Here is a 20,827-nt window from a genome sequence, read left to right as displayed (position 1 = left end):
ATTAATGGGTGATATAAATATAAATGGGCATCAAAGCGAATCCAACACATAGGATAACGGCATAGGCAACACCGAAGGCGTTAATCCAACGCACGTATTTGGGGTGAAATAGCCCGAGTGTACGCACGCCACTGTGGATGCCGTGAATCAGGTGGTACGCCAGTGCGATCATAGCAATAACATAAACTACAACTAGCCATAACTCTTGAAAGGCAGTCACCACTACCGTATATAAATCTTTATTGCCATTGGCGTCTAAACCAATGCTACCAAATTTGTAGACATACCAAAAGTTCTGAAAGTGAAGCACAAGGAAGATTAAAATGATCACACCTAAAACCCCCATATTCCTGCTATACCATTTGCTAGCCCTACCTCTTCTGTCGCGTTTGTAGGTTCCTCCAGCTTTTTGGTTTTTTGAGGTGATAATAAGCGCGTAAATCGCATGTCCTAAAATGGACAAGTAAAGCACATAAGACACCGCTTTTACCAGCGGATTACCCGTTAAAAAATGGGAATAAGCATTAAAGCTTAGCTGTGCTTGTTCGGGTTCCAGAAACAACTGAGTGTTTCCCAAAAAGTGAATCAGTAAAAAGAAACACAGAAACAACCCAGTCCCTGCCATTACAATCTTTCTTGAGAGTGTATTCATCTTATTTTTGTTTTAATAATTAATTCATGAACGGATGTATAATTCTATCGATTGGAACGATAATAAAAACCACACAAATAGTACCAAAAAAGGATTTTCACTTATCTTTTTTATCTTAATATTTAAAATAAACAGATAACTTTCTAAAACCACCACCTACAATCACACATAATTAATACTAAAATTACTAATTATTCGAAACATTTATCAAAAAATTAATCAATTTCATTTTTTTTTAAAACAATACAGAATGAATTTAAATTAGCAACGCCTCTATATTTCTTACAATGCAGCGATTCCGGTATAAAAGTGCTATCTTGACCATGAAATTAAAAAAAATATTTTCCTAAAAATGTAACAATTATCATAGTTGGACATCTAATTATACTATGAAACAAAAAAGTCTTGAATTAGAGTTTGTTAGCCTTTTGGATGAGCATCAAAATCTCATCCACAAAATCTGTCGGCTATACACAGATGAGGAATCTGCTCATAAAGATTTGTTTCAAGAGATCTCCATTCAACTATGGAAAGCATACCCTGGCTTTAGAGGGGAATCAAAATTTACAACCTGGGCTTATCGAATCGGACTAAACACGGCTATTTCGCTATTTCGAAAGAAAACGCGCCAAATTAGCACCACGAGTTATGATCCAATGATTCACCATTTTCACTATAACGAGTACAACGAAGAGGAAGAACAACAACTCAAATTAATGTACAAAGCGCTTCATCAATTAAATGATATTGACAAAGCATTGGTATTCTTGTATCTCGAAAGCAAAACCTATGAAGAAATCGCAGAAACACTAGGAATTAGTGAAGTGAATGCTAGGGTAAAAATGAACCGAATTAAAAGCAAATTAAAAAAAATACTAAATCCGTAAGGATACACGATATCATGAATGAACTTGATTTATTAAAAAAACACTGGAACGCTAACCAAAACTTTCCAAAGATTTCCAAAGACGAAATCAAGAAGATGATTCACAAGAAATCATCTTCAATCGTCATGTGGATATTTATTATTAGCGTCATTGAGTTTCTTTGTCTCAACTTGGCAAGTTTTTTCCTATTTAATGAAGAAAGTACTGATTTACAAGAAAAAAACAATCCTATATTTGAGCTAATTGTCAATAATATTGACTACCTCAGTGGCTTTATTTCCTTGGTATTCATCTTTCTATTTTACACGAAATACCGCAAAATTTGCGTAGCAGATAGCACTAAAAATTTAATGAAACAGATTCTCCAAACCAAGAGAATGGTCAATTACTATATTGCCATCAATATTTCATTAATCTCGATTTTATCCCTTTTTGCCATTATTAGTATTTTGAGCTCAGATGCCGATACCTCCCACAGTTGGAAGTATTACACCTATATTCTTGGGTTGTTCACTTTTTTATTTTTGATTTTCTTCGTAATCATCTGGTTGTACTATCGCGTGGTTTACGGAATTTTGACTAAACGCTTGATGAAAAATTATCAGGAACTTGAGAAGATAGAGAATTAAATTTGTATCTTGGATACTCATTTTACCTTATAATTCAAGCTATGACTATCACGCAATTACAATATGCCTTAGCTGTTGCAGAGCACAAAAATTTCACTCTTGCAGCAGAAAAATCTTTTGTGACTCAGCCGACCTTGAGTATGCAAATCCAAAAATTAGAGGAGGAATTGGGTGTTCAAATTTTTGATCGCACCACAAAACCGATTCAACTGACAGCAATTGGCGAAGTGATTATTCAACAAGCACATAAAATTTTAAACGAATCCAATCGAATCAAAGATATTATTGACCAAGAAAAAGGCTTTATTGGAGGTGAATTTAAGTTGGGAATCATCCCCACTGTTACACCAACACTATTACCTATGTTTATTAAAACTTTTGTCAGTAAGTTTCCAAAAGTCCATTTAATTATTGAGGAGTACACCACGGAAGAAATCATCAGCAGGCTCAAAGGTGGGTATTTGGATGCTGCCATTGTTGCTACGCCATTAGAACTAGAGGATATTAGAGAAAAAGTGCTGTATTACGAGCCTTTTATCGGTTATATCCCCCAACAATTACAAAGTGAATTTGGCGATAAAATTACAACGGATCAACTCGATCTAAAAAAGTTATTGCTTTTACAAGACGGACACTGCTTTCGGGATGGTATCATCAATATCTGTAAAAACAAGACTGCGGACGCTGATCGCCCGTTCTCCTTAGAGAGTGGTAGCTTTGAAACCTTAATTCAATTGTCTAAAGAAGGTTTGGGTTACACTTTATTACCCTACTTACACACGCTTCAACTCAACAGTGAGGATCAAAAGAACCTCCTGCCTTTTGAATCGCCACAACCTGCAAGAGAAATCAGTTTAATACACACGTCCAACGACTTAAAGCTACAGATCATTCAAGCGCTATACGACACCATATTGAGCGTTATTCGCGGGGCAATTGCCTTTCAGGACGTCAAGATTATCAGTCCGAAGAAAAAATAAAATTCCCAACAAGCCCCCTACCATTATCAAGGAGAACAGTTGACAATACCGAGGCAATCGATACAGGAAATAAAATTCTCCAATCAAATCTAAAGCAAACGCAACGAATACAAAATAAAAAAAGGGAGTAAGAATTAGATCTTACTCCCTTTTATGTTAGTTGGGAAGATTACTCTTCACCTTCACCTTTTACTACCAAACGGAATCCTTCTCCGTGGATATTTAAAATTTCAACAGCTTCGTCTAATTTTAAATATTTTCTCAATTTTGCGATATAAACGTCCATACTACGAGAAGTGAAATAGTTATCATCTCTCCAGATTTTCGTTAAAGCAACTTCTCTTGGCATTAAATCGTTTTCGTAAATTGCCAATAATTTCAGTAATTCATTTTCTTTTGGGGACAACTTAATTGGTTCTTGGTCTTGGAATGTTAAGAATCTCAATTTAGAATTCAAATGAAATTTACCGATTTGGAATTCGAATTTCGTGTTATCTGTTTTTACTTCAGATGTTTTTCTGTGAATAATTGCCTTGATTTTCATCAACAACACTTCTGAATCAAAAGGTTTGTTTAAGTAATCGTCAGCTCCTACTTTATATCCTCTTAATACATCCTCTTTCATCGATTTTGCAGTTAAGAAAATAATAGGCACTTCCTTGTTTTTGTCACGGATTTCCTTGGCTAAAGTAAACCCGTCTTTGTAAGGCATCATCACATCTAGAATACAAAGATCGAAAGTGTCGCGTTTGAACTTTTCAAATCCTTCCATTCCATTCTTAGCTAACGTAACTTCAAAGTCATTGATGGCTAAGTAATCTTTCAAGATCGCTCCAAAGTTTGGATCGTCCTCGACTAATAGAATCTTTTTGTTGTTTGTTGTTTCCATATATATATTGATTAATTTATTAATGGCATTTTAATAATGAACGTACTTCCTTTACCTTTTTCACTTTCAACATATACTTGTGCATTGTGGTCTTCTACGATTTGCTGTACGTAAGCTAACCCCAATCCATGTCCTTTCACATCGTGTAAGTCACCGGTATGCTCGCGATAGAATTTATCAAAAATTCTCTTTTGTGCATTTTTACTCATCCCCACTCCTTGATCGACAACTTTTATCAAGATAAAATCTTTGATATTTTCTGTATACACATCAATGATTGGTCTTTCTTTTGAGTATTTTATTGCATTGTCTAACATATTCACCATCACACTGGTCAAATGGAATTCATTCCCTAGTATATCGGATCTTCTAGCGTCGAGATGTAGGTTAATTTCTCCTCCTCTATCTTGAACGATCAGGCTTACGTGATCTACTGCAGATTCGATAACTTCGTGAATATCGACGGCTTCTTTATCAGCTTCAAACTCTTTCTTTTCGAGTTTGGATATGCGAAGCACGTTTTCCACTTGGGCGTGCATGCGTTTATTTTCTTCCCGAATCATATTGAGGTATCGCTCGACCATTTCTGGTTTATCGATCACCTTGGGATTTTTTATCGCATCCAACGCTAGGTTAATCGTTGCTATTGGCGTTTTAAACTCATGCGTCATATTGTTGATAAAATCCGTTTTCATTTCTGAAATCTGTTTTTGCTTAATCAACTGATTGATCGCATTCAAATAAGCTGCAATAATAACAACTGTGAATAAGATTGACAAAAATGTAATTCCAATTAATGAAGAGAATAAATACTTACTCTTCTCTGGAAAAGTTACATACAAGTGATACTTACTTTTTCCGTCATTATTTTTTAGAATAGGCACCCCATAAGTAGATCCTTCGCTGTATTCGAATTCATCTGACTTAATTTTAGTTGCCAGTCCTTTGTTGTAAACACCAAATTCAAATTTGGCATTTACTCCGTATTGATGTAGCTCGTTTTGTAATAATTCGTTGAGTTTTTCCTTAGAAATTCTCTCATCTACTCGTTTTAGCGCCACGATGTCTTTGAAATAAATCTCAAACTGTGCTTTATCTAAAACGTCTAAATTTCCAGATTTTTCGATTACCTCATCTGGATAATTTTGATGTAAATTATCACCCCCTCGATCAAAGGAATTTCCTTTGTGAATCTCGGTTTTACGTCTAGCTACAAAACTTTTTATGTTTGTACTATCGGCTCTCTTGTCAAAGAACGAACTTCGCAAATTAAAATCTTCCAAAATCAGTGTGTTCGAATAAAACACTGATTCGTTGGTTATGGGATTGCGTTGATAAATAACGATCTCTTTTAATTCACTTTGCTTTGGCGGTTCGCCAATACTATCTACAATATTGTTGTACATTTTGTAGAACTCCATCGCTTCATTTTGTTCGATGGCGTTCGACACATTTCCAATCACTTGTTGGACGTGGTATTTAAACTGTTCCTCGTTATTGTTGTACGAACTAACAATCCAATATAATTGTACGATGATGATGCCAATCAATGAAAAACTCATTATACCGACAAGTATCCTAAATCGTAATTTATTCATCGCAATTCAAAATTATGATTAATAATATATATTCCCTAGTAGTTAACATAAAATTAACCGATTAAATTAAATGATTTTTTAAATTAATGTCACGTATTATCGAAATAATATCACTTTCAATTGATTTTTTGTTATTATTTTCAATTATATATTGACTTCTTTTTACCTTTTCTTCGTCTTTCATTTGATTATTTATAATTTTTTGGACTTGTTCTTTTGAGACTCCATCTCGGGCCATCACTCGCTCAATTCTAACTTCTTCAGGTGCAACTACAAGCACGATTAGGTCGCAAGTATGCTCCAATCCATTTTCAAACAAAATTGCACTTTCTTTCATCACAATAGGTGCATGCTTATGTTGATCTAACCATTGGTCAAAATCTTCTTTTACTCGAGGATGAACCACTTGATTGAGCTGTTGCAACAGTTCTTTTTGATCAAAGACAAGTTGTTTAATTTTTGCGCGATCTAACAAACCGCGTTCAGTAATAACGGAGGTTGTAAAGATTTGTTGTACAGCTTGTACCACATCTGGGCGATCCATGATCTCTCTTGCTCTTTCGTCGGCAATATAAATGGGAATCCCCTGTTTTGCAAACAATTTAGCTACTGTAGTTTTTCCACTACCGATTCCTCCTGTTAGTCCTACAACGATACTCATTTCTATCTTATTTAAAAAACATTTCTGGCATTCCTATTTCGGGTTGTTTTTTCAACACGTGCAGGATATAATTTGATTTAACAAATCCCGTACCATACCCATAAAATTGCACAAAAACTGCACAAATCGACAAGAACGAAACCTTAAAACTCTTCTCTTTTAACAAAGATATCACAAAAACAGAGAAAAAATAAAATAAATATAGAGAAAATACTGAACAAAAACCCACAAATAGGAGTAAAAGACTTATAAAAAGGCCACCAATAAACAAACTGGGGAACCAATACGTCATTTTAGCATATTGTGGATAACGCTGATTGAGAATTGGTCTCGCCTTTCCAAACTTATGAACTTGGGTATAAAATTTTTTCCAATCGATTCTGCGTTTATGGTAGACATAAGCCTTGGGAAAGAGTTGGGTGTCAAAACCTAAGTTCCAGAGACGGATCGTTAAATCGGGATCTTCACCTGGGTGAATTTTGCCAAATCCACCAGAGGCTTGGTATGCTTTTTTAGAAATCCCCATATTAAAACTGCGGGGTTGAAATTTACTCAATCGCTCAGATCCTCCTCTAATCCCACCAGTGGTGAGAAAAGAAGTCATGGAAAAGTTAATTGCTTTTTGCACAGGGGTAAAGCTAGACAAGGCTTCATCGGGTCCGCCGAAACAATCGACATAGTGCTCGTTCAAATAGTGATCTACTGTTGCTAAATACCCTTGGGGAATGATACAGTCAGAGTCTAAGATGATGTAGTACTCTCCTTTTGCCTTTGTCATACCGTAGTTTCTCGAATCCCCTGGTCCTGAATTACTTTTATAGTAGTAGGCGATATCCAATTGATCTTGGTATTTCTCCACGACAAATCGCGAATCAATAGTCGATCCATCTTCTACAATCACCACTTCAAAAGGGCCTTGAAAAGTTTGCTTCGCTAAGCTAGCCAACAATTCATCCGTTTCATCTGGTCGATTGTAAACAGGTATAATAAACGAATAATGCATGATCTTCTTAATATAGCAACAAAAATATCGCTTCCTAAATTGGAATACAAAATTTACTCCTTATATTTATGTACATTATTTATATTTTTTACGTTATAAAGTGTAAACTTTCTGAAAAAGTAGACCATCTAACTGTAATTGATTTTAAATATTCGAAACTTTATTATATGAATGCAATTAATATACTTTGGGTTGATGATGAAATTGACTTATTAAAACCTCATATTATCTTTTTAGAAAAAAAAGGCTATGCCGTGACCAAAGCTACCAATGGAGCTGATGCTATAGATCTGGTAACGCAACATCATTATGACATTGTTTTTCTCGATGAGAACATGCCGGGATTAACGGGATTGGAGACATTAAACGAAATCAAGAGTCTCAAAAGTAGTCTTCCCATTGTGATGATCACAAAAAGTGAAGAAGAATACATTATGGAAGAGGCAATTGGCGCCAAAATCGCAGATTATTTAATCAAACCTGTGAATCCCAATCAAATTCTGTTGTGTTTAAAAAAGAATTTAGACGATTCCCGCATTGTTTCTGAAAAATCTTCCTTGAGTTATCAGAAAGAATTCCGCAATATAGCGATGGATTTAATGTCGATCAACACTTATGAAGACTGGATTTCCCTCTACCGAAAGCTCCTTTTTTGGGAGGCTAAGCTCGAAGATATTGAGGATCAAAATTTGATCAATATCTTAGAAGGACAAAAAAGCGAAGCCAATAGTTTATTTGGGAAATTCATTGAAAAGAAATACGAAACTTGGATCAACTCTACTGCGGATCGACCGACTTTTTCGCATGAAATATTCAAAAAATGGGTGGTTCCCGAACTGAAAAAGGAGAATAATAAGATTCTCTTTCTTGTCGTAGACAATATGCGTTATGATCAATGGCGCTCGTTTGAACCCATCGTATCGAATTATTACAAAATTGAGAGTGAACACACGTTTTTTTCTATTTTACCGACAACGACACAATATGCGAGAAATGCCATTTTTTCGGGTTTAACACCTCTACAAATGGAAAAAATGCATCCTGAATGGTGGAAAAACGACGTTGAAGAAGGGGGTAAAAACCTCCATGAAAACGATTTTTTACAGGCACAATTACAGCGTTTGCGCTTAACAGTACCCAATGAATATTACAAGATTGTCGGACAAAAAGACGGGCGAAAATTAGTTGATAATTTTAACGCTATCAAACACAATCAACTGATTACCATTGTTTACAATTTTGTCGATATGTTGTCTCATGCGAAAACGGAAATGGAAGTGATCAAAGAATTGGCATCTAATGACAAAGCCTATCGTTCGTTGACGACGAGTTGGTTTAAAAATTCGACTTTATTGGATGTGATTCAACAGGCACAACAAGCTGGTTTTAAGTTAATTATAACCACCGATCACGGAACCATAAACTGCAATACCCCTTCGAAGGTTATTGGTGATAAGAATACAAGTTTAAATCTCCGTTACAAAACAGGCAAGAGTTTAACCTTTGAAAAAAAGGATGTATATGTGGTTAAAGATCCAAAAAAGATACAGCTTCCCGCTATAAATCTAAGTAGTTCCTTTATTTTTGCAAAGAATGATTGTTTCTTAGCCTATCAAAATAATTACAATCACTATGTATCTTATTTTAGAAACACCTACCAACACGGGGGGATTTCACTGGAAGAGATGATCGTTCCTTTTATCATTTTAAATCCAAAATAAATGGAATTTATATATCAACTTGAGGAAATAGACAAAATAGCGGCAGCGGTTTTACCGTTGTTAACGCATAAGATTGTGTTGTTTGAGGCGCCTATGGGTGCGGGAAAAACGACTTTTATCAAAGCTTTGGCGAAGCAATTAAAGATAACTGACATGACGAGTAGTCCGACGTTTTCTATTGTTAATGCGTACCAAATACCCGAATCAACTGCGTCTTTATACCATTTTGATCTGTATCGTTTAGAGGAAGAGGAAGAGGCGTATGACTTTGGTTTTGAGGAGTATTTAGACAGTGGAAACTGGTGTTTCATTGAATGGCCGGAGAAGACACCTAATTTGATTCCCGATCACCACAGTATCATCCAAATTGAAGTTGTAGATACTCAGGTTAGAAAATTAATAATTACCAATGCTTAAACTGTAATGTATGGCTAAATTATATCCTTTTTCAAAAAAATCGTTCCTTCCACAAGAGGAGTGTTTGCTTGTTGAGCCGCGCAAAGGGGAGTTATTCATTGGGGTTCCCAAAGAGAATTTTACCTTGGAGAAACGCATCTGCATTACACCAGAAGCCGTGCAAACGCTACATGCTTATGGCCATCGCGTTTTAATTGAGAAAGGAGCTGGTGAAGCAGCTAGTTACAGTGATTTAGAATACAGCAAGGCAGGGGCTGAAATTACTACGGATACCAAAAAAGTATTGGGTTGTCCGATAGTGGTCAAGGTCGTTCCTCCTACCCTAGAGGAAATCAAACAGATGACGCCTCATAGCGTATTGTGGTCAACCATTCAGTTAAAAACGCTAGATCCTACCTATTTTAAGGCGTTAGCGAAGAAAAAGATCTCGGCCATTGGGTTTGAGTTTATTCAAGACAAGAGTGGTTCTTTTCCCGCTACGAGTATTTTGAGTGAAATTGCCGGAATTGCCTCCATCCAGATTGCTTCGGAGTTGATGACTACAACAAATCAGGGCAAGGGATTGCTCATGGGTAATATCACAGGCGTTGTTCCGACAGAAGTGGTCATTTTAGGTGCGGGCATTGTTGCGGAATACGCGGCTAAAACAGCGATTAGCATGGGAGCCAATGTGCGTATATTCGACAATTCCATCCAAAAGTTGAGGCGTTTACAGAACAATCTTCCATTTCCTGTTTCAACCTCAACAATTCAAGACAAAATACTATTGAAAGCCTTGATGCGTTGTGATGTAGCTATTGGCGCAATCCGCGGAAAAAACCGATCACCAATTGTCGTGACGCAAACCATGGTAGAAAGCATGAAGAGAGATGCCGTAATCATAGATGTTGCCATTGACAATGGCGGTTGTTTTGAAACGTCAGAATTGACAACACATGAGCATCCAACACAACGAAAATACGAAGTTATTCATTACGGAGTACCTAATATTACTTCGCGCTATTGCAAAACTGCTTCTATGGCGATTAGCAATGTTATTACGCCTTTTCTGTTGGATTTCGCAGATAATGGAAGTCTTGAAGGTACTGTTTTTACGGATAATATTCTCAAATCAGGCATTTACACGTATAAGGGATTGATCACAAATAAAGTGGTGGCGGACTGGTTTGGTCTAGACTATAAAGACATTCGCCTTTTTGCGTTCTAATTTTTTGCCAATTATTTAGTTTTACAAAGCTATATTGCTACTTTTGTACAAATTTTGAAAAAATGAGCTTTATACAACGACTTGCATACTACTTGTTTGGCCTACTGATTGGCTGCATGTTTTTATTTTACTTTTTTGGAGAGAAGAAAACAGAGTTTTGTTATTTACCCAATTGTAGAGTGTTAAAAGATTTGAGAAGCAAGCCCGTTCACTATAGTGCTGATACTGAAAAAATTTTCAAAGAAGGATGGGTTGTTGAAGAGGACATTAGAAAATCTTTGCAATACGGAAAAGTCAATTTTGATCAGAGTAATGTAGATTTCGAAGACGGCAAGCTCTATGTGATTAGCGGACGAACAGCCAACAATGATCCTATTACCATAAAAATGGTCAACTATACGGATAAGGTAAAACTTTTAAATATAACAAAGCCCTAATAATTAGGGCTTTTGTCTTTTTATAATTGATCGAGTTTCTTTCGATGTGGAAGACTGAGTTGCTTAAATGCGGTTGGTGTCATCCCCGTTATCTTTTTAAATTGTGTACTAAGATGTGCTACACTACTATAATTCAGTCGAAAAGAAATTTCCTTTAAGCTCAATTCGTCATACAACAGCAATTCTTTTACTTTTTCTATTTTCAACTGAATAAAATACTGTTCAATTGTCGTAGATTCCAGCTGTGAAAAAAGCTGCGTTAAATAGAGGTATTCTCTGTTTAACTTGGTTGACAAATAGGTTGACAAGGGCATTTCTAAAACCAATTGTTCACCTTGTAGCAATTCAACGAGTAGCGATTTGATTTGGGAAACGCCTTGTCGTTCTTTATCATTGAGCAATTCAAAACCGATGGCTTCTAGCTTTTGGCTTATTTTTTCCAGATCTGCTGGTTTCACTTGCTCTTGCAATTCTACTTCGCCCAATTTTATTGCTATAGGCGTGTATTGCATCGATTTAAAGATTTGTTCTACAGCAAGTATGCAACGATGACAAACCATATTTTTTACAAATAGTTTCATCCTGCGTTATTTTTTTAGTGGTTCAAACTCCATATCATAGAGGTCTAAGCCCACTGCCCAAAAGTCTTTTTGTATTTGCTTGGTCACAAAACCGTATTTTTCATAAAAGGGATATACAACTTGAGAGGTACGCACGCGAATACGGTCAATTGCTGGTATTTTTTGTAAGATTCCCAAGCGATACAACAGCAAGGCGCGTCCAATGCCCTTCCCCTGAAAAGCAGGTGCAACCATATCCCAACTGATTCGACCTTCTTTTTCTTTAACTAACACATTGATTCCTCCTGCTCCTACAAGTTGTCCTTCATCTTCAACAACAAAATATTGGTCTAGTTCTTCTTCTAAGTAACGCTTGTATTCTGCCACCTCTTCTGCTGCAAAATACAAGGGTATATTCCACTCGATTAACTGAAGTAAAGCATTTTTATCTGATTCTATATATGGGCGTATTTTCATAATGTGGTTGATTTTACTCCCAAAGATAAAAAAAAGCAGACGAACAATAGAATCCTCTATCGCTTACGAACAACCTATGCATAAAAAAAGCTACCTCCGTTGGAGGTAGCTTCACTTTATACGTTTAACAAATGTAATGAATCTCTTAATTCTGGTTTTTCTTGTATGAAACTATTTACCCATTCACCTAATTGCTCCACATCATAAGGGACTAAATGATTTAATGCTTTTTGTAATTCTTTATAAAATAATTTCGAATCAAAACTAACGCTCTCTAAAACAGTCTTAGCATAGTTCAACATTACTCTTGTTTTCATAACTCAATATTTTAAATATCTTACTTCATCATAAACATACTTCTTTTTTTATGTAAAACACGTTTATGCTGTATATTTTAATATTATTTTAATACTTCAGTATTTTAGGGTAATTACCCCCATAAAACGTAATATTTTTTGTCTTATTGTGTGAAGTACAAAAAAAGGGGCTTTTTTTTACTAATAATCCAATTATGCTATTTTATATTCTTTTAATGCTAAAAAATAGCAGGTACAATTCAAAATATGTTGTACTTTAATCTTCGATATTTAGTTATTCACTTAACATATAACCTATTGATAATGAAACAAAAACCTAATTTATCTCGTATTGCTGTGCTTGTTTTAACGATTATTTTTCTAATTACAGCAGTTACTTTTGAAATTTTTGAACTCAGTTCGTTGCCGGCACAATTTTTTGGCACCTTATTAGGGGTTGTGATTACGGCCATTATCACGGTATTGCTCTTGCAAGGACAAACGAAGAGCGAGGAATCAAGGGAGCGCAATTTGATGGTTTTTGAAAAGAAACAGGAGGTGTTTTTTCATTTTTTAACGCAGTTAAACACCATTTTACAGAAAGAAAAGCTAACACTGCACTTAAGTCACGATAAAACTTTAGAACGTGAGGTTCACAGCTTACAAGATTTGCTTTTTGAGTTTGGTTTTTTACAGATGCACACCTCTTCGGAGACTTTCGATCAAATATTGGCTTGCGTAGGCAATTTAATGGAAGAGAGCAAAAAAATCAAACACCTGCAAGAAAAAACGGAACACGATTTTGAAGTGTACTATAAAGTGCTAGCGACGGATTTCTTTTCAATTGTTTCCCTGTTGAAGTTAGAGCTATACAAGTCTGCGCCTACCTCCATTGATAAACGACAATTAGACCGCATTATAAAGCTGTCCTTTTAAAATAAGCAAAGGGGAACTTCTCCCCCTTTGCTCTTTAGCTGAAAAAAAACCTATACTTTTGCATATACTCGGTGTTGTATCACGTACAAAATAGCGTTGATGAAAATGACACTAGACCTCAGCAGAAGCAAGGGATTAGGTGTTATGGCAGCCATCCTCCTCCTAAGGAGCGATATAGTTGTATGGTCGCTAACCATTTTTCCAGTTCGTTATGGGCCATTTCCAATTCGGCATAGAGGTATGCTTGCTCAGAAGTTAATACATCTGTATACGTAGTCTTTTGGTTATACAGCATCAACTTTTTGGTATAATCCACAGCTAAGGCTAATTTTTCTACTTGTTTTTGGCGGAGTTGCTGTTGTTCATCTGCTATTTCATACGCCAATAAAGCATTTGATACTTCCTTACTTGCCTCCAATACTTTTTGTTGAAAACGGTAGATCTGCTCTTGATAGGTAGCCTTGGCTACAGCTAACTTGGTTTGATTTTGACGTTTGCCAAAGATGGGTTGCAACAATCCCGCAGTTAACTGTGCAAACAATCCGGTGGGTGTAAACCACTCTTTCACATCATAGCTAGAATATCCAACGGAAGCATTGATCGTTATACTAGGGTAAAAGGATCGCTTAGCCACTTTTACATCTTCAAAATAGGCAGCTAAGGCCAATTCCTCTACGCGAACATCAGGGCGATTTTGCAACAATTGAGCAGGAACGCCTACTTTCATCTGCGAAGGTGGAAGCTGCTCTTCTATTGTTCCTCTTTCTATTGTTCCTCCTGTTCTTCCCAGTAAAATACTCAAAGCATTTTCTACTTCTTGTATTTGTTTTTGGATGGCAGGACGTGTAATTTGGGCATCGAGGTAATTTGCCTCGCTTTGAACTACGGCAGCTTCTGTAGTGAGATTAGCCTTTTTTAGTTGCTTCATGGTTGAGACATCTTGCGCTCGATTTTCAAGCGTTCGCTCCACAATACGGAGTTGCTTATCCAGAAGTAACAGCTCGTAATAGTAATGGGCAATTTGCGCAACAAGCTGCGTTTGTATTGCCTGCTTCGCAGCTTTCGTTTTTAACAATTGGTAATAGGCTGATCGTTTACTACTCGCTAGCTTTCCCCAAACGTCGAGTTCCCATGTACTTGTTGCTGCTACTTCGTGAAGGGTAGCATACTTAAAGAATCCAAAGCTTTGAGGATAAGACGCTCTTGTTCGTTGCAGCGATCCCCCTACATTTACATCTGGTAAAAAGGAGGCCTTTGCCTGGGAGACAACTGCTTGTGCTGCATCGATACGCGTCAATCCTATCTTGAGGTCTAAATTATTTGCTATTCCTTCTTCGATTAGGCATTTGACGTAGTCATCTTGGAAGAATTCCTGCCAAGGCAAGGTAGCGACAGAAGAAGAGTCAGTAGCTATCGCATTTCGATAAGCAACTTCCACTTGCTGTTGACCTGGATATACTTCTTTTGCTGATTGACAGGATAGCGCGAGTGTAATACCCCCTAACGCCCATATATATTGATAGATTGGTTTCATTTTCTTGATTTTCGATTCAACATGACATTTAAAGGTGTTCTTGTTCACTAGGCTGAGGAGTTTGGCCACTGAATCGTTCTTGCATTCCTTGGAAAAAGACAAAGAGCGTGGGAATCGCCAATACCCCTAATACAGTTCCAATGAGCATTCCACCTACAGCGGCAGTACCGATAGATTTATTACTCCATGCACCTGCACCTGAAGCCATTACTAAAGGAAGTAAGCCGAAAATAAAAGCAAAAGACGTCATTAAGATAGGACGCAACCTCACTTTAGCCCCCTCAATTGCTGCTTGTACCAAAGACAAGCCACTCGATCTGCGTTGGAGCGCAAATTCAACAATTAAAATTGCGTTTTTAGCCAGAAGTCCAATAAGCATAATTAAGCTAATTTGCAGAAAGATGTTATTTTCAATCCCGAACAATTGAGCAAATATAAAGGCACCTGCTAATCCAATTGGCAACGAAAAAAGGACGGCCAGTGGGGTAATATAGCTTTTAAACTGAGCACTTAACAAAAAGTAAACAAAGACAATAGACAAGGCGAAAATCAGAAGGGTTTGATTGCCACTTGAGCGTTCCTCTCTTGATAATCCCGTGTATTCAAAGCCGTAATCTTTTGGCAATGTTTGAGCGGCTACTTCTTCTATAGCGCGAATAGCATCACCTGAGCTGTATCCTTCATTTGGACTTCCGTTGACATAGGCTGAATTATACAGGTTAAATCGCGTTAAAAATTCAGGGCCATACACCTTTTTGAGTTCCACAAAAGCTGTAATGGGAGCCATTTGACCCAAGTTGTTTTTGACGTATAAGTGCTCTATCGCTTCTATATTCTCTCTGTATTTGGGATCTGCTTGCATCACGACTTTATACTGCTTGCCAAAACGATTAAAATTAGTTGCGTAAATTCCGCCTAAATAGCCTTGTAAAGTCGTTAGTATTTCGGTCACTTCAATACCTGCTGCCATTGCTTTTTCTACTTGAACAGCAACTTCATACTGAGGGAAATTAGTGTTATAAGAAGAAGTGGCATAGCTAATTTCAGGGCGTTGATTCAGGGCTTGTAAAAATGCACCAATACGCGATTCAAATAGAGCATAATCGCCTTCACCTGTTTTGTCTTGCAGTTGAACTTCAAATCCAGCACTATTTCCAAACCCTTGTAAAGTGGGGCCTGCGAAAAAGACGATTTGCGCTTGTTTTAGGTGAGCCGTTTTTGCAAATAATTCCTGTACGACATGGTGGATATCCTGCTCTTTGTTAGGGCGTTCTTTCCAGTGTTTAAGTTTGACAAAGAGCACCGCATATGAACTTCCATTTCCACTAAAAAAGTCCATTCCTGACAAAAGAGAGGTGAATTTCACTTCTGGAATTGTACTTGCAATGCTGTCAATTTGATTGGCGATATACTCGGTTTCTTCTAGAGAAGTTGAGGGAGATAAAATGATATTTCCATAAATAGAAGCACTATCCTCATTAGGTACAAAGCCCGTTGGTGTGGTCTTAGCTAAGTAAGCAAAAAGACAACCGAAAAAGAGTACACCAAAGAGCACAATAATTTTCTTTTTATTGAGAAGGTGTAAAATGGCTACATAGCGTCCAGTGAGGCGATCAAAACTGCTGTTAAACGCTGTTTTAAAACGCGGGATCCACCCTTGTTTGCTTCCTTCTCTCTTCCCTTCTGTTTGAGGTTCTGGTTTTAATAGTAAGACACATAAAGCGGGACTTAACGTTAAGGCATTAACGGCTGAAATTAAGATAGCTACCGCTAAAGTAATGCCAAATTCTTTGTAAAATACACCCACAGATCCTTTGATAAAAGTTACAGGTATGAAAACGGCAGACATCACAAGTGTAATGGATACAATAGCCGTAGTTAACTCACTCATTGCATTTAGCGTAGCTACTTTGGCATTGGTAGCCCCTTCATATAGTTTGGCGTGTACAGCTTCGACCACAATAATAGCGTCATCGACCACGATACCAATAGATAATACTAAAGCAAACAGCGTTAGTAAGTTGATGGTAAACCCAAACAAGTTGAGAAAAAAGAACGTTCCAATACAAGCGACAGGTACTGCAATAGCGGGTATTAACGTAGAACGCCAATCTTGTAAAAACACCAACACAACAATAAAAACTAGCACAAATGCTTCGATCAATGTAGCGATCAATTTAGACAAAGAAGCTAGTAAGAAATCATTCGAATTAGCATAAACTTCAAAAGCAGTAGCTGGCGGAAGATTTTGTTGGGCTTGCTGTAAAATTTCCTCACTTTGTTTAATAATATCATAGGCATTGGACCCTGCAGTTTGACTCACCGCAATATAAGTTCCTTTTTTGCCATAAGCTGTAATAGACATAGCGTAGGAATAAGCTCCTAATTCGATTTCAGCAATATCTCTTAGTCTCAACACGCGTCCATCAGCTTCAGCGCGAATAACGATAGCTCCAAATTGTTCTGCTGTTTCTAATCGTCCAGTATATTTCAAGACATATTGGAAGCTTTGTTTGCTATTTTCTCCAACTTTTCCTGGAGCAGCTTCAATATTTTGCTCGTGTAATGCTTGCTTAACATCTAAAGGAGTTAAACCGTAATTGGCCATTTCTTTGGGTTTAAGCCAAATGCGCATGCTGTAATCCATACCTCCATAAATAGAGGCTTCCCCTACTCCGTTAATTCGTTTGAGTTGTGGTAGAATATTAATGCGAGCATAGTTTTCAAGAAAAGTCTGATCATAGCGATCATCTGTACTGTAAAACAAGAAGCTAAAAATTTCACTACTTAACTTTTTCGTTGTCGTTACGCCTTGTTTCACTACTTCTTCTGGTAATTGGCTCAAGGCTTGGCTCACTCTGTTTTGGACGTTAACGGCAGCCATATCTGAATCCGTACCTTGATCAAAGGTAATGGTTATTACTGCAGAGCCGTCGTTACTCGCTTTTGAACTCATATACGCCATATGTTCCACTCCATTAATTTCTTCTTCAAGTGGCGTTATCACACTTTTCATTACAGCTTCTGCATTTGCTCCTTGGTAATTTGCAGCGACTTGTACCGTTGGCGGGGCAATTTCAGGATATTGTGTAATGGGTAGTTCAGACAATCCCAACAGTCCAAGTATGACAATTATAATGGAAATTACGGTTGACAATACTGGATTTTCTATACATTTTTTAAGCATACTATCTTCTGTTTAATTCACTACTTTCATTCCTTCTTTCGCTCCGCCAATTTGATCAGCAATAATTACGTCACCTTCTTTAATTCCGTCTACTACAATAAAGGAATCACTCGAAGGTTGATGCTCTAAAAGCTTAATTTCTCTGCTTTCAATTACATTTTCTGTATTGACGATATACACAAAGCGCTTGCCTTGTATATCGAAGGTGGCTAATTGGGGGATAACTAATGCCTGTTCCATTTCGTATTTTAATCGAATCACTCCTGTACTTCCACTTCGCACTAGCTGATGAGGATTGGGAAATGCCGCTCTCACTTGAATACTCCCTGTTTGTAAGTCAAGCTGTCCACTAATGGCAGTAATAGATCCTTGCTGATCAAATAGTTGTTGATCGGACAGCTGTAATTCAACGGTAGCCATTGCTTGAACATAGGGCAATAACGCTTGATTATGCGCTTGTTGAGCCAAGGCTAAATACTGTTTTTCACTCATTGAGAAATAGGCACTGATCGTCGAAATATCAGATAACACCGTCAGCGGTAGTTGCGTTTGTGTATTCACTAGTGCCCCTTGTTTATATGGCAATAAGCCAACGTAGCCATCAAAAGGAGCAGTAATTGTAGTATAAGCAGCATTACTTTTGCTAATGTTACGCTCAGCTTGCACTTGAGCCAAAAACGCTTGTTTGCTCTTCAGATCTAAAGTCGCGGTTTTCAATTCAAATGGACTGATAATTCCCTCTTCTACAAGAGGTTTTGTCTTTTCCACTTGCAATTGCGCTTGACTCACTGCTGCCTCCGCTTCGTTGAGCTTCGCTTGAGCCGCTTGGTTTTCCTCTGCATATTGTGGAGCATAAAGTGTAAATAAGGCCTGTCCTTTGGTCACCCATTGTCCTTCATCCACAAATATTGATTCAATATACCCTTCTATTTTGGGTCTGATTTCAATATCTCGAATTCCCCTTATTGTTGCAGGATAGGAAGTATAGACGATAGCCTTTTCTTTTTGAATGGTTTGCAAAGGGAAACTTCCTTCATTAGGCATTGTCCCCCATCCTCCTTGTTCTGTATTCTTTTTACAGGAAGACACAAGAGAAAGTAGACAAAGCATCCACATAAATTTTGACAATACATGCATAAGTAGTCGGTTTTTATTTGATCTAATCATCAGAAGTACATCTTCTGAATGCGTGTACAAATGTATTCTACACCAACTACCCAATAAAGGGCTAAAAAGCAGGTTTAATTGTCAAAAGGTAAGATTGTACTCTTTTCAAAGAAGTATAAAGCGCAATAAATAGTCGAAAGGTTCGTTACAGAATAGTCCGGTTAAGGTAATTGTTACTATTAGAAAGCGTTGCGATATTGTTTTGGTGTCATGCCTTCGTAACGTTTAAAGTATTTACTAAAGGTACTTGCATCTGGAAAATTCAAATTTTCTGCGACGGCATTGATGGATAAGGAACTGTCTTGTAGCAGTATTTTGGCTTCAAGGACTACTTGGTTTTGAATCCATTCACTTGCTGTTAACCCAGTTTCAGCAGAAATCACTTGACTTAAATACTTTGGATGTAGATGAAGGTGATCCGCATAAAAAATTACACTTCGCTCTTTTTTACAGTGTTTTGCAACTGCTTCTCTGAACCGCAACTCTATGGTATTTGCTGTTTTTGTTTTATTTCCATACTTTTCATAGAGGTAGGCAATTTCATTCACCATGCTGTAGACGACCCCGCGGATCACTTCTAAGTGATGAGAAGTGCCGACTTTGTTTGCGTGTTCAATAACGCGAAAAAGGGTTTTAAAATTGCTAAATTCGTCTTGAGACAATTGAGAAACGCATCCGCCTAAGCTCGATAAGTCTGAGAACGCAGTTAGTACATTGTTTTCAACTAATTTATCGTGTAAAAAGTCTTCCCCAAACAAAATAGTTTCCATTTCATAGGTTGGTCTAGTTTTATCCCATCGCTTAATGGAAGTGGTATCTGCAAAAATAATGGCAGGTGCTTGTACGTGAAATTCCGTAAGATCAATGTGAAAGGTAATTTCCCCTTCTTCAAGTAGTCCAATTCCGTAATAATTAGACCGATAGGGTTCTGCGGGATAGTAGTCTAAATTAATAATAGGCATATAGATATAGCGATCTTGTGAATCAAATTCAGCAAAATTTTGTTTCAATCGATCTAAGGTTTCCCATTTAATCTGCTTCATCTACATTGGTTTTGTATTATTTTTTCAAGGTAGCGTTAATTCGCGCTAGCGCTTCTTTTTCGGTAATGCCTTGGTAAAAATCGTTCAGCAATTCATTTCCTTCCTTTTGGTGTAAATAGATAAACGGTCGGCCTTTTTCATTATCTACTTCCACATTGGTACCTATTTGAATACAGGTATCAAAATCATAAGGAGCTATATGGTTATTCAACCAGCCAAAATAGGTTGCTTTAAAGGATTTATTGTCAAAATTCTCGTAATATTCTTTGAAGCTCTTTTCACTTACTGACACCCATACGCCATAGTCCAAATCCTGACAAGCATCAACTACGGTTTGAATCAAGACAACGCGAATGAAATAGTAGGTTTGATCTGGCTGAATGATAGCACAAAAGTCGCTGGTTACTTCAGCATTTTCTTTTTCAGCATCGGTTAATTGCGCATAACTCAATGGTGTTGGATAAGCTAAGGCAGGCCAACTTTCATGTTCTTTTCCACAATGTGTACAAGTAAATAGCATTTGTTTTTTTTACAATAGTACGAAAA

Annotated in this window: 21 protein-coding genes; 8 read left to right on the top strand and 13 right to left on the bottom strand. The window is 37.1% G+C overall.

Annotation, left to right across the window (positions count from 1 at the left end; all coding sequences use genetic code 11):
* Position 1: 1 nt before the first annotated feature.
* The gene (locus tag HX062_RS02925; RefSeq protein ID WP_182626266.1) at positions 2–652 is read right to left on the bottom strand and encodes a succinate dehydrogenase cytochrome b subunit; all 651 of its coding nucleotides are present in this window, start codon (positions 650–652) and stop codon (positions 2–4) included.
* 389 nt (positions 653–1,041) lie between these two features.
* Between HX062_RS02925 and HX062_RS02920 the strand changes: the two genes are divergently transcribed.
* Genes HX062_RS02920 through HX062_RS02910 form a run of 3 tightly spaced genes read left to right on the top strand, consistent with a single transcriptional unit; the run spans position 1,042 to position 3,148 of the window.
* Positions 1,042–1,539, top strand: a complete 498-nt coding sequence (locus tag HX062_RS02920; RefSeq protein ID WP_182626267.1) for an RNA polymerase sigma factor — start codon at positions 1,042–1,044, stop codon at positions 1,537–1,539.
* A gap of 14 nt (positions 1,540–1,553) precedes the next feature.
* Positions 1,554–2,168 (top strand): DUF8845 family protein, encoded by a 615-nt coding sequence (locus HX062_RS02915; protein ID WP_182626268.1) that lies wholly within the window; start codon positions 1,554–1,556, stop codon positions 2,166–2,168.
* A gap of 41 nt (positions 2,169–2,209) precedes the next feature.
* On the top strand, positions 2,210–3,148 hold the full coding sequence (locus HX062_RS02910) for a LysR family transcriptional regulator (protein WP_182626269.1): 939 nt from the start codon (positions 2,210–2,212) through the stop codon (positions 3,146–3,148).
* 169 nt (positions 3,149–3,317) lie between these two features.
* Here HX062_RS02910 and HX062_RS02905 read toward each other — a convergent pair whose 3' ends face one another.
* From HX062_RS02905 to HX062_RS02890, 4 genes are all read right to left on the bottom strand, one after another.
* Positions 3,318–4,037 carry a response regulator transcription factor gene (locus tag HX062_RS02905; protein WP_002986137.1) on the bottom strand — a complete coding sequence of 240 codons (720 nt, stop codon included), beginning with the start codon at positions 4,035–4,037 and terminating at the stop codon, positions 3,318–3,320.
* Between the two features lie 11 nt (positions 4,038–4,048).
* The gene (locus HX062_RS02900) at positions 4,049–5,599 is read right to left on the bottom strand and encodes a sensor histidine kinase (RefSeq protein WP_286466351.1); all 1,551 of its coding nucleotides are present in this window, start codon (positions 5,597–5,599) and stop codon (positions 4,049–4,051) included.
* 97 nt (positions 5,600–5,696) lie between these two features.
* Positions 5,697–6,296 (bottom strand): dephospho-CoA kinase, encoded by a 600-nt coding sequence (gene coaE, locus HX062_RS02895; RefSeq protein WP_182626271.1) that lies wholly within the window; start codon positions 6,294–6,296, stop codon positions 5,697–5,699.
* A gap of 7 nt (positions 6,297–6,303) precedes the next feature.
* Positions 6,304–7,299 (bottom strand): glycosyltransferase family 2 protein, encoded by a 996-nt coding sequence (locus HX062_RS02890; protein WP_182626272.1) that lies wholly within the window; start codon positions 7,297–7,299, stop codon positions 6,304–6,306.
* 167 nt (positions 7,300–7,466) lie between these two features.
* Between HX062_RS02890 and porX the strand changes: the two genes are divergently transcribed.
* The 4 genes from porX to HX062_RS02870 all read left to right on the top strand — a co-directional run bounded on the left by porX (position 7,467) and on the right by HX062_RS02870 (position 11,081).
* A complete protein-coding gene (porX, locus tag HX062_RS02885) occupies positions 7,467–9,020 on the top strand; it encodes a T9SS response regulator signal transducer PorX (protein ID WP_182626273.1) in 1,554 nt (517 codons plus the stop codon).
* Positions 9,021–9,437: a tRNA (adenosine(37)-N6)-threonylcarbamoyltransferase complex ATPase subunit type 1 TsaE gene (tsaE, locus tag HX062_RS02880; protein ID WP_182626274.1), complete on the top strand. Its 417-nt coding sequence runs from the start codon at positions 9,021–9,023 to the stop codon at positions 9,435–9,437. It abuts the gene before it with no gap.
* 10 nt (positions 9,438–9,447) lie between these two features.
* On the top strand, positions 9,448–10,644 hold the full coding sequence (locus tag HX062_RS02875; protein ID WP_286466350.1) for an alanine dehydrogenase: 1,197 nt from the start codon (positions 9,448–9,450) through the stop codon (positions 10,642–10,644).
* A gap of 62 nt (positions 10,645–10,706) precedes the next feature.
* Positions 10,707–11,081, top strand: a complete 375-nt coding sequence (locus HX062_RS02870; RefSeq protein ID WP_286466349.1) for a DUF4258 domain-containing protein — start codon at positions 10,707–10,709, stop codon at positions 11,079–11,081.
* Positions 11,082–11,101: 20 nt separating this feature from the next.
* On the opposite strand, the gene HX062_RS02865 is transcribed toward HX062_RS02870, so the two are convergent.
* The 3 genes from HX062_RS02865 to HX062_RS02855 form a co-directional block, all read right to left on the bottom strand.
* Entirely contained in the window at positions 11,102–11,662 is a 561-nt protein-coding gene (locus HX062_RS02865; RefSeq protein WP_286466347.1) for a helix-turn-helix domain-containing protein, read from the bottom strand.
* A 6-nt stretch (positions 11,663–11,668) separates the two neighbouring features.
* Positions 11,669–12,118, bottom strand: a complete 450-nt coding sequence (locus HX062_RS02860) for a GNAT family N-acetyltransferase (protein ID WP_286466346.1) — start codon at positions 12,116–12,118, stop codon at positions 11,669–11,671.
* 116 nt (positions 12,119–12,234) lie between these two features.
* Positions 12,235–12,435, bottom strand: coding sequence for a hypothetical protein (locus tag HX062_RS02855; protein WP_182626279.1), 201 nt, complete (start codon positions 12,433–12,435; stop codon positions 12,235–12,237).
* A 303-nt stretch (positions 12,436–12,738) separates the two neighbouring features.
* On the opposite strand from HX062_RS02855, the gene HX062_RS02850 reads away from it, so the two are divergent.
* On the top strand, positions 12,739–13,350 hold the full coding sequence (locus HX062_RS02850; protein WP_286466345.1) for a hypothetical protein: 612 nt from the start codon (positions 12,739–12,741) through the stop codon (positions 13,348–13,350).
* A 142-nt stretch (positions 13,351–13,492) separates the two neighbouring features.
* Here HX062_RS02850 and HX062_RS02845 read toward each other — a convergent pair whose 3' ends face one another.
* The 5 genes from HX062_RS02845 to HX062_RS02825 form a co-directional block, all read right to left on the bottom strand.
* The gene (locus HX062_RS02845) at positions 13,493–14,884 is read right to left on the bottom strand and encodes an efflux transporter outer membrane subunit (protein ID WP_286466344.1); all 1,392 of its coding nucleotides are present in this window, start codon (positions 14,882–14,884) and stop codon (positions 13,493–13,495) included.
* Positions 14,885–14,912: 28 nt separating this feature from the next.
* Positions 14,913–18,071, bottom strand: a complete 3,159-nt coding sequence (locus HX062_RS02840; RefSeq protein ID WP_286466342.1) for an efflux RND transporter permease subunit — start codon at positions 18,069–18,071, stop codon at positions 14,913–14,915.
* 12 nt (positions 18,072–18,083) lie between these two features.
* Positions 18,084–19,208, bottom strand: a complete 1,125-nt coding sequence (locus HX062_RS02835; protein ID WP_286466341.1) for an efflux RND transporter periplasmic adaptor subunit — start codon at positions 19,206–19,208, stop codon at positions 18,084–18,086.
* Positions 19,209–19,417: 209 nt separating this feature from the next.
* A complete protein-coding gene (locus tag HX062_RS02830) occupies positions 19,418–20,281 on the bottom strand; it encodes a helix-turn-helix domain-containing protein (RefSeq protein WP_286466340.1) in 864 nt (287 codons plus the stop codon).
* A 16-nt stretch (positions 20,282–20,297) separates the two neighbouring features.
* Positions 20,298–20,801, bottom strand: coding sequence for a DUF2199 domain-containing protein (locus HX062_RS02825; protein WP_286466339.1), 504 nt, complete (start codon positions 20,799–20,801; stop codon positions 20,298–20,300).
* Positions 20,802–20,827 lie beyond the last annotated feature (26 nt).

This window comes from Myroides sp. DF42-4-2, from assembly GCF_030326445.1.
Lineage (GTDB): Bacteria > Bacteroidota > Bacteroidia > Flavobacteriales > Flavobacteriaceae > Flavobacterium.
Note: the sequence above shows the minus strand (reverse complement) of the source record. Positions and strands in the feature narration are given on the sequence as shown.

Coding starts and splice junctions, on each gene's coding strand:
- HX062_RS02925 (WP_182626266.1), bottom strand. CDS start 652: ATGAATACACTCTCAAGAAAGATTGTAATGGCAGGGACTGGGTTGTTT.
- HX062_RS02920 (WP_182626267.1), top strand. CDS start 1,042: ATGAAACAAAAAAGTCTTGAATTAGAGTTTGTTAGCCTTTTGGATGAG.
- HX062_RS02915 (WP_182626268.1), top strand. CDS start 1,554: ATGAATGAACTTGATTTATTAAAAAAACACTGGAACGCTAACCAAAAC.
- HX062_RS02910 (WP_182626269.1), top strand. CDS start 2,210: ATGACTATCACGCAATTACAATATGCCTTAGCTGTTGCAGAGCACAAA.
- HX062_RS02905 (WP_002986137.1), bottom strand. CDS start 4,037: ATGGAAACAACAAACAACAAAAAGATTCTATTAGTCGAGGACGATCCA.
- HX062_RS02900 (WP_286466351.1), bottom strand. CDS start 5,599: ATGAGTTTTTCATTGATTGGCATCATCATCGTACAATTATATTGGATT.
- coaE (WP_182626271.1), bottom strand. CDS start 6,296: ATGAGTATCGTTGTAGGACTAACAGGAGGAATCGGTAGTGGAAAAACT.
- HX062_RS02890 (WP_182626272.1), bottom strand. CDS start 7,299: ATGCATTATTCGTTTATTATACCTGTTTACAATCGACCAGATGAAACG.
- porX (WP_182626273.1), top strand. CDS start 7,467: ATGAATGCAATTAATATACTTTGGGTTGATGATGAAATTGACTTATTA.
- tsaE (WP_182626274.1), top strand. CDS start 9,021: ATGGAATTTATATATCAACTTGAGGAAATAGACAAAATAGCGGCAGCG.
- HX062_RS02875 (WP_286466350.1), top strand. CDS start 9,448: ATGGCTAAATTATATCCTTTTTCAAAAAAATCGTTCCTTCCACAAGAG.
- HX062_RS02870 (WP_286466349.1), top strand. CDS start 10,707: ATGAGCTTTATACAACGACTTGCATACTACTTGTTTGGCCTACTGATT.
- HX062_RS02865 (WP_286466347.1), bottom strand. CDS start 11,662: ATGAAACTATTTGTAAAAAATATGGTTTGTCATCGTTGCATACTTGCT.
- HX062_RS02860 (WP_286466346.1), bottom strand. CDS start 12,118: ATGAAAATACGCCCATATATAGAATCAGATAAAAATGCTTTACTTCAG.
- HX062_RS02855 (WP_182626279.1), bottom strand. CDS start 12,435: ATGAAAACAAGAGTAATGTTGAACTATGCTAAGACTGTTTTAGAGAGC.
- HX062_RS02850 (WP_286466345.1), top strand. CDS start 12,739: ATGAAACAAAAACCTAATTTATCTCGTATTGCTGTGCTTGTTTTAACG.
- HX062_RS02845 (WP_286466344.1), bottom strand. CDS start 14,884: ATGAAACCAATCTATCAATATATATGGGCGTTAGGGGGTATTACACTC.
- HX062_RS02840 (WP_286466342.1), bottom strand. CDS start 18,071: ATGCTTAAAAAATGTATAGAAAATCCAGTATTGTCAACCGTAATTTCC.
- HX062_RS02835 (WP_286466341.1), bottom strand. CDS start 19,208: ATGCATGTATTGTCAAAATTTATGTGGATGCTTTGTCTACTTTCTCTT.
- HX062_RS02830 (WP_286466340.1), bottom strand. CDS start 20,281: ATGAAGCAGATTAAATGGGAAACCTTAGATCGATTGAAACAAAATTTT.
- HX062_RS02825 (WP_286466339.1), bottom strand. CDS start 20,801: ATGCTATTTACTTGTACACATTGTGGAAAAGAACATGAAAGTTGGCCT.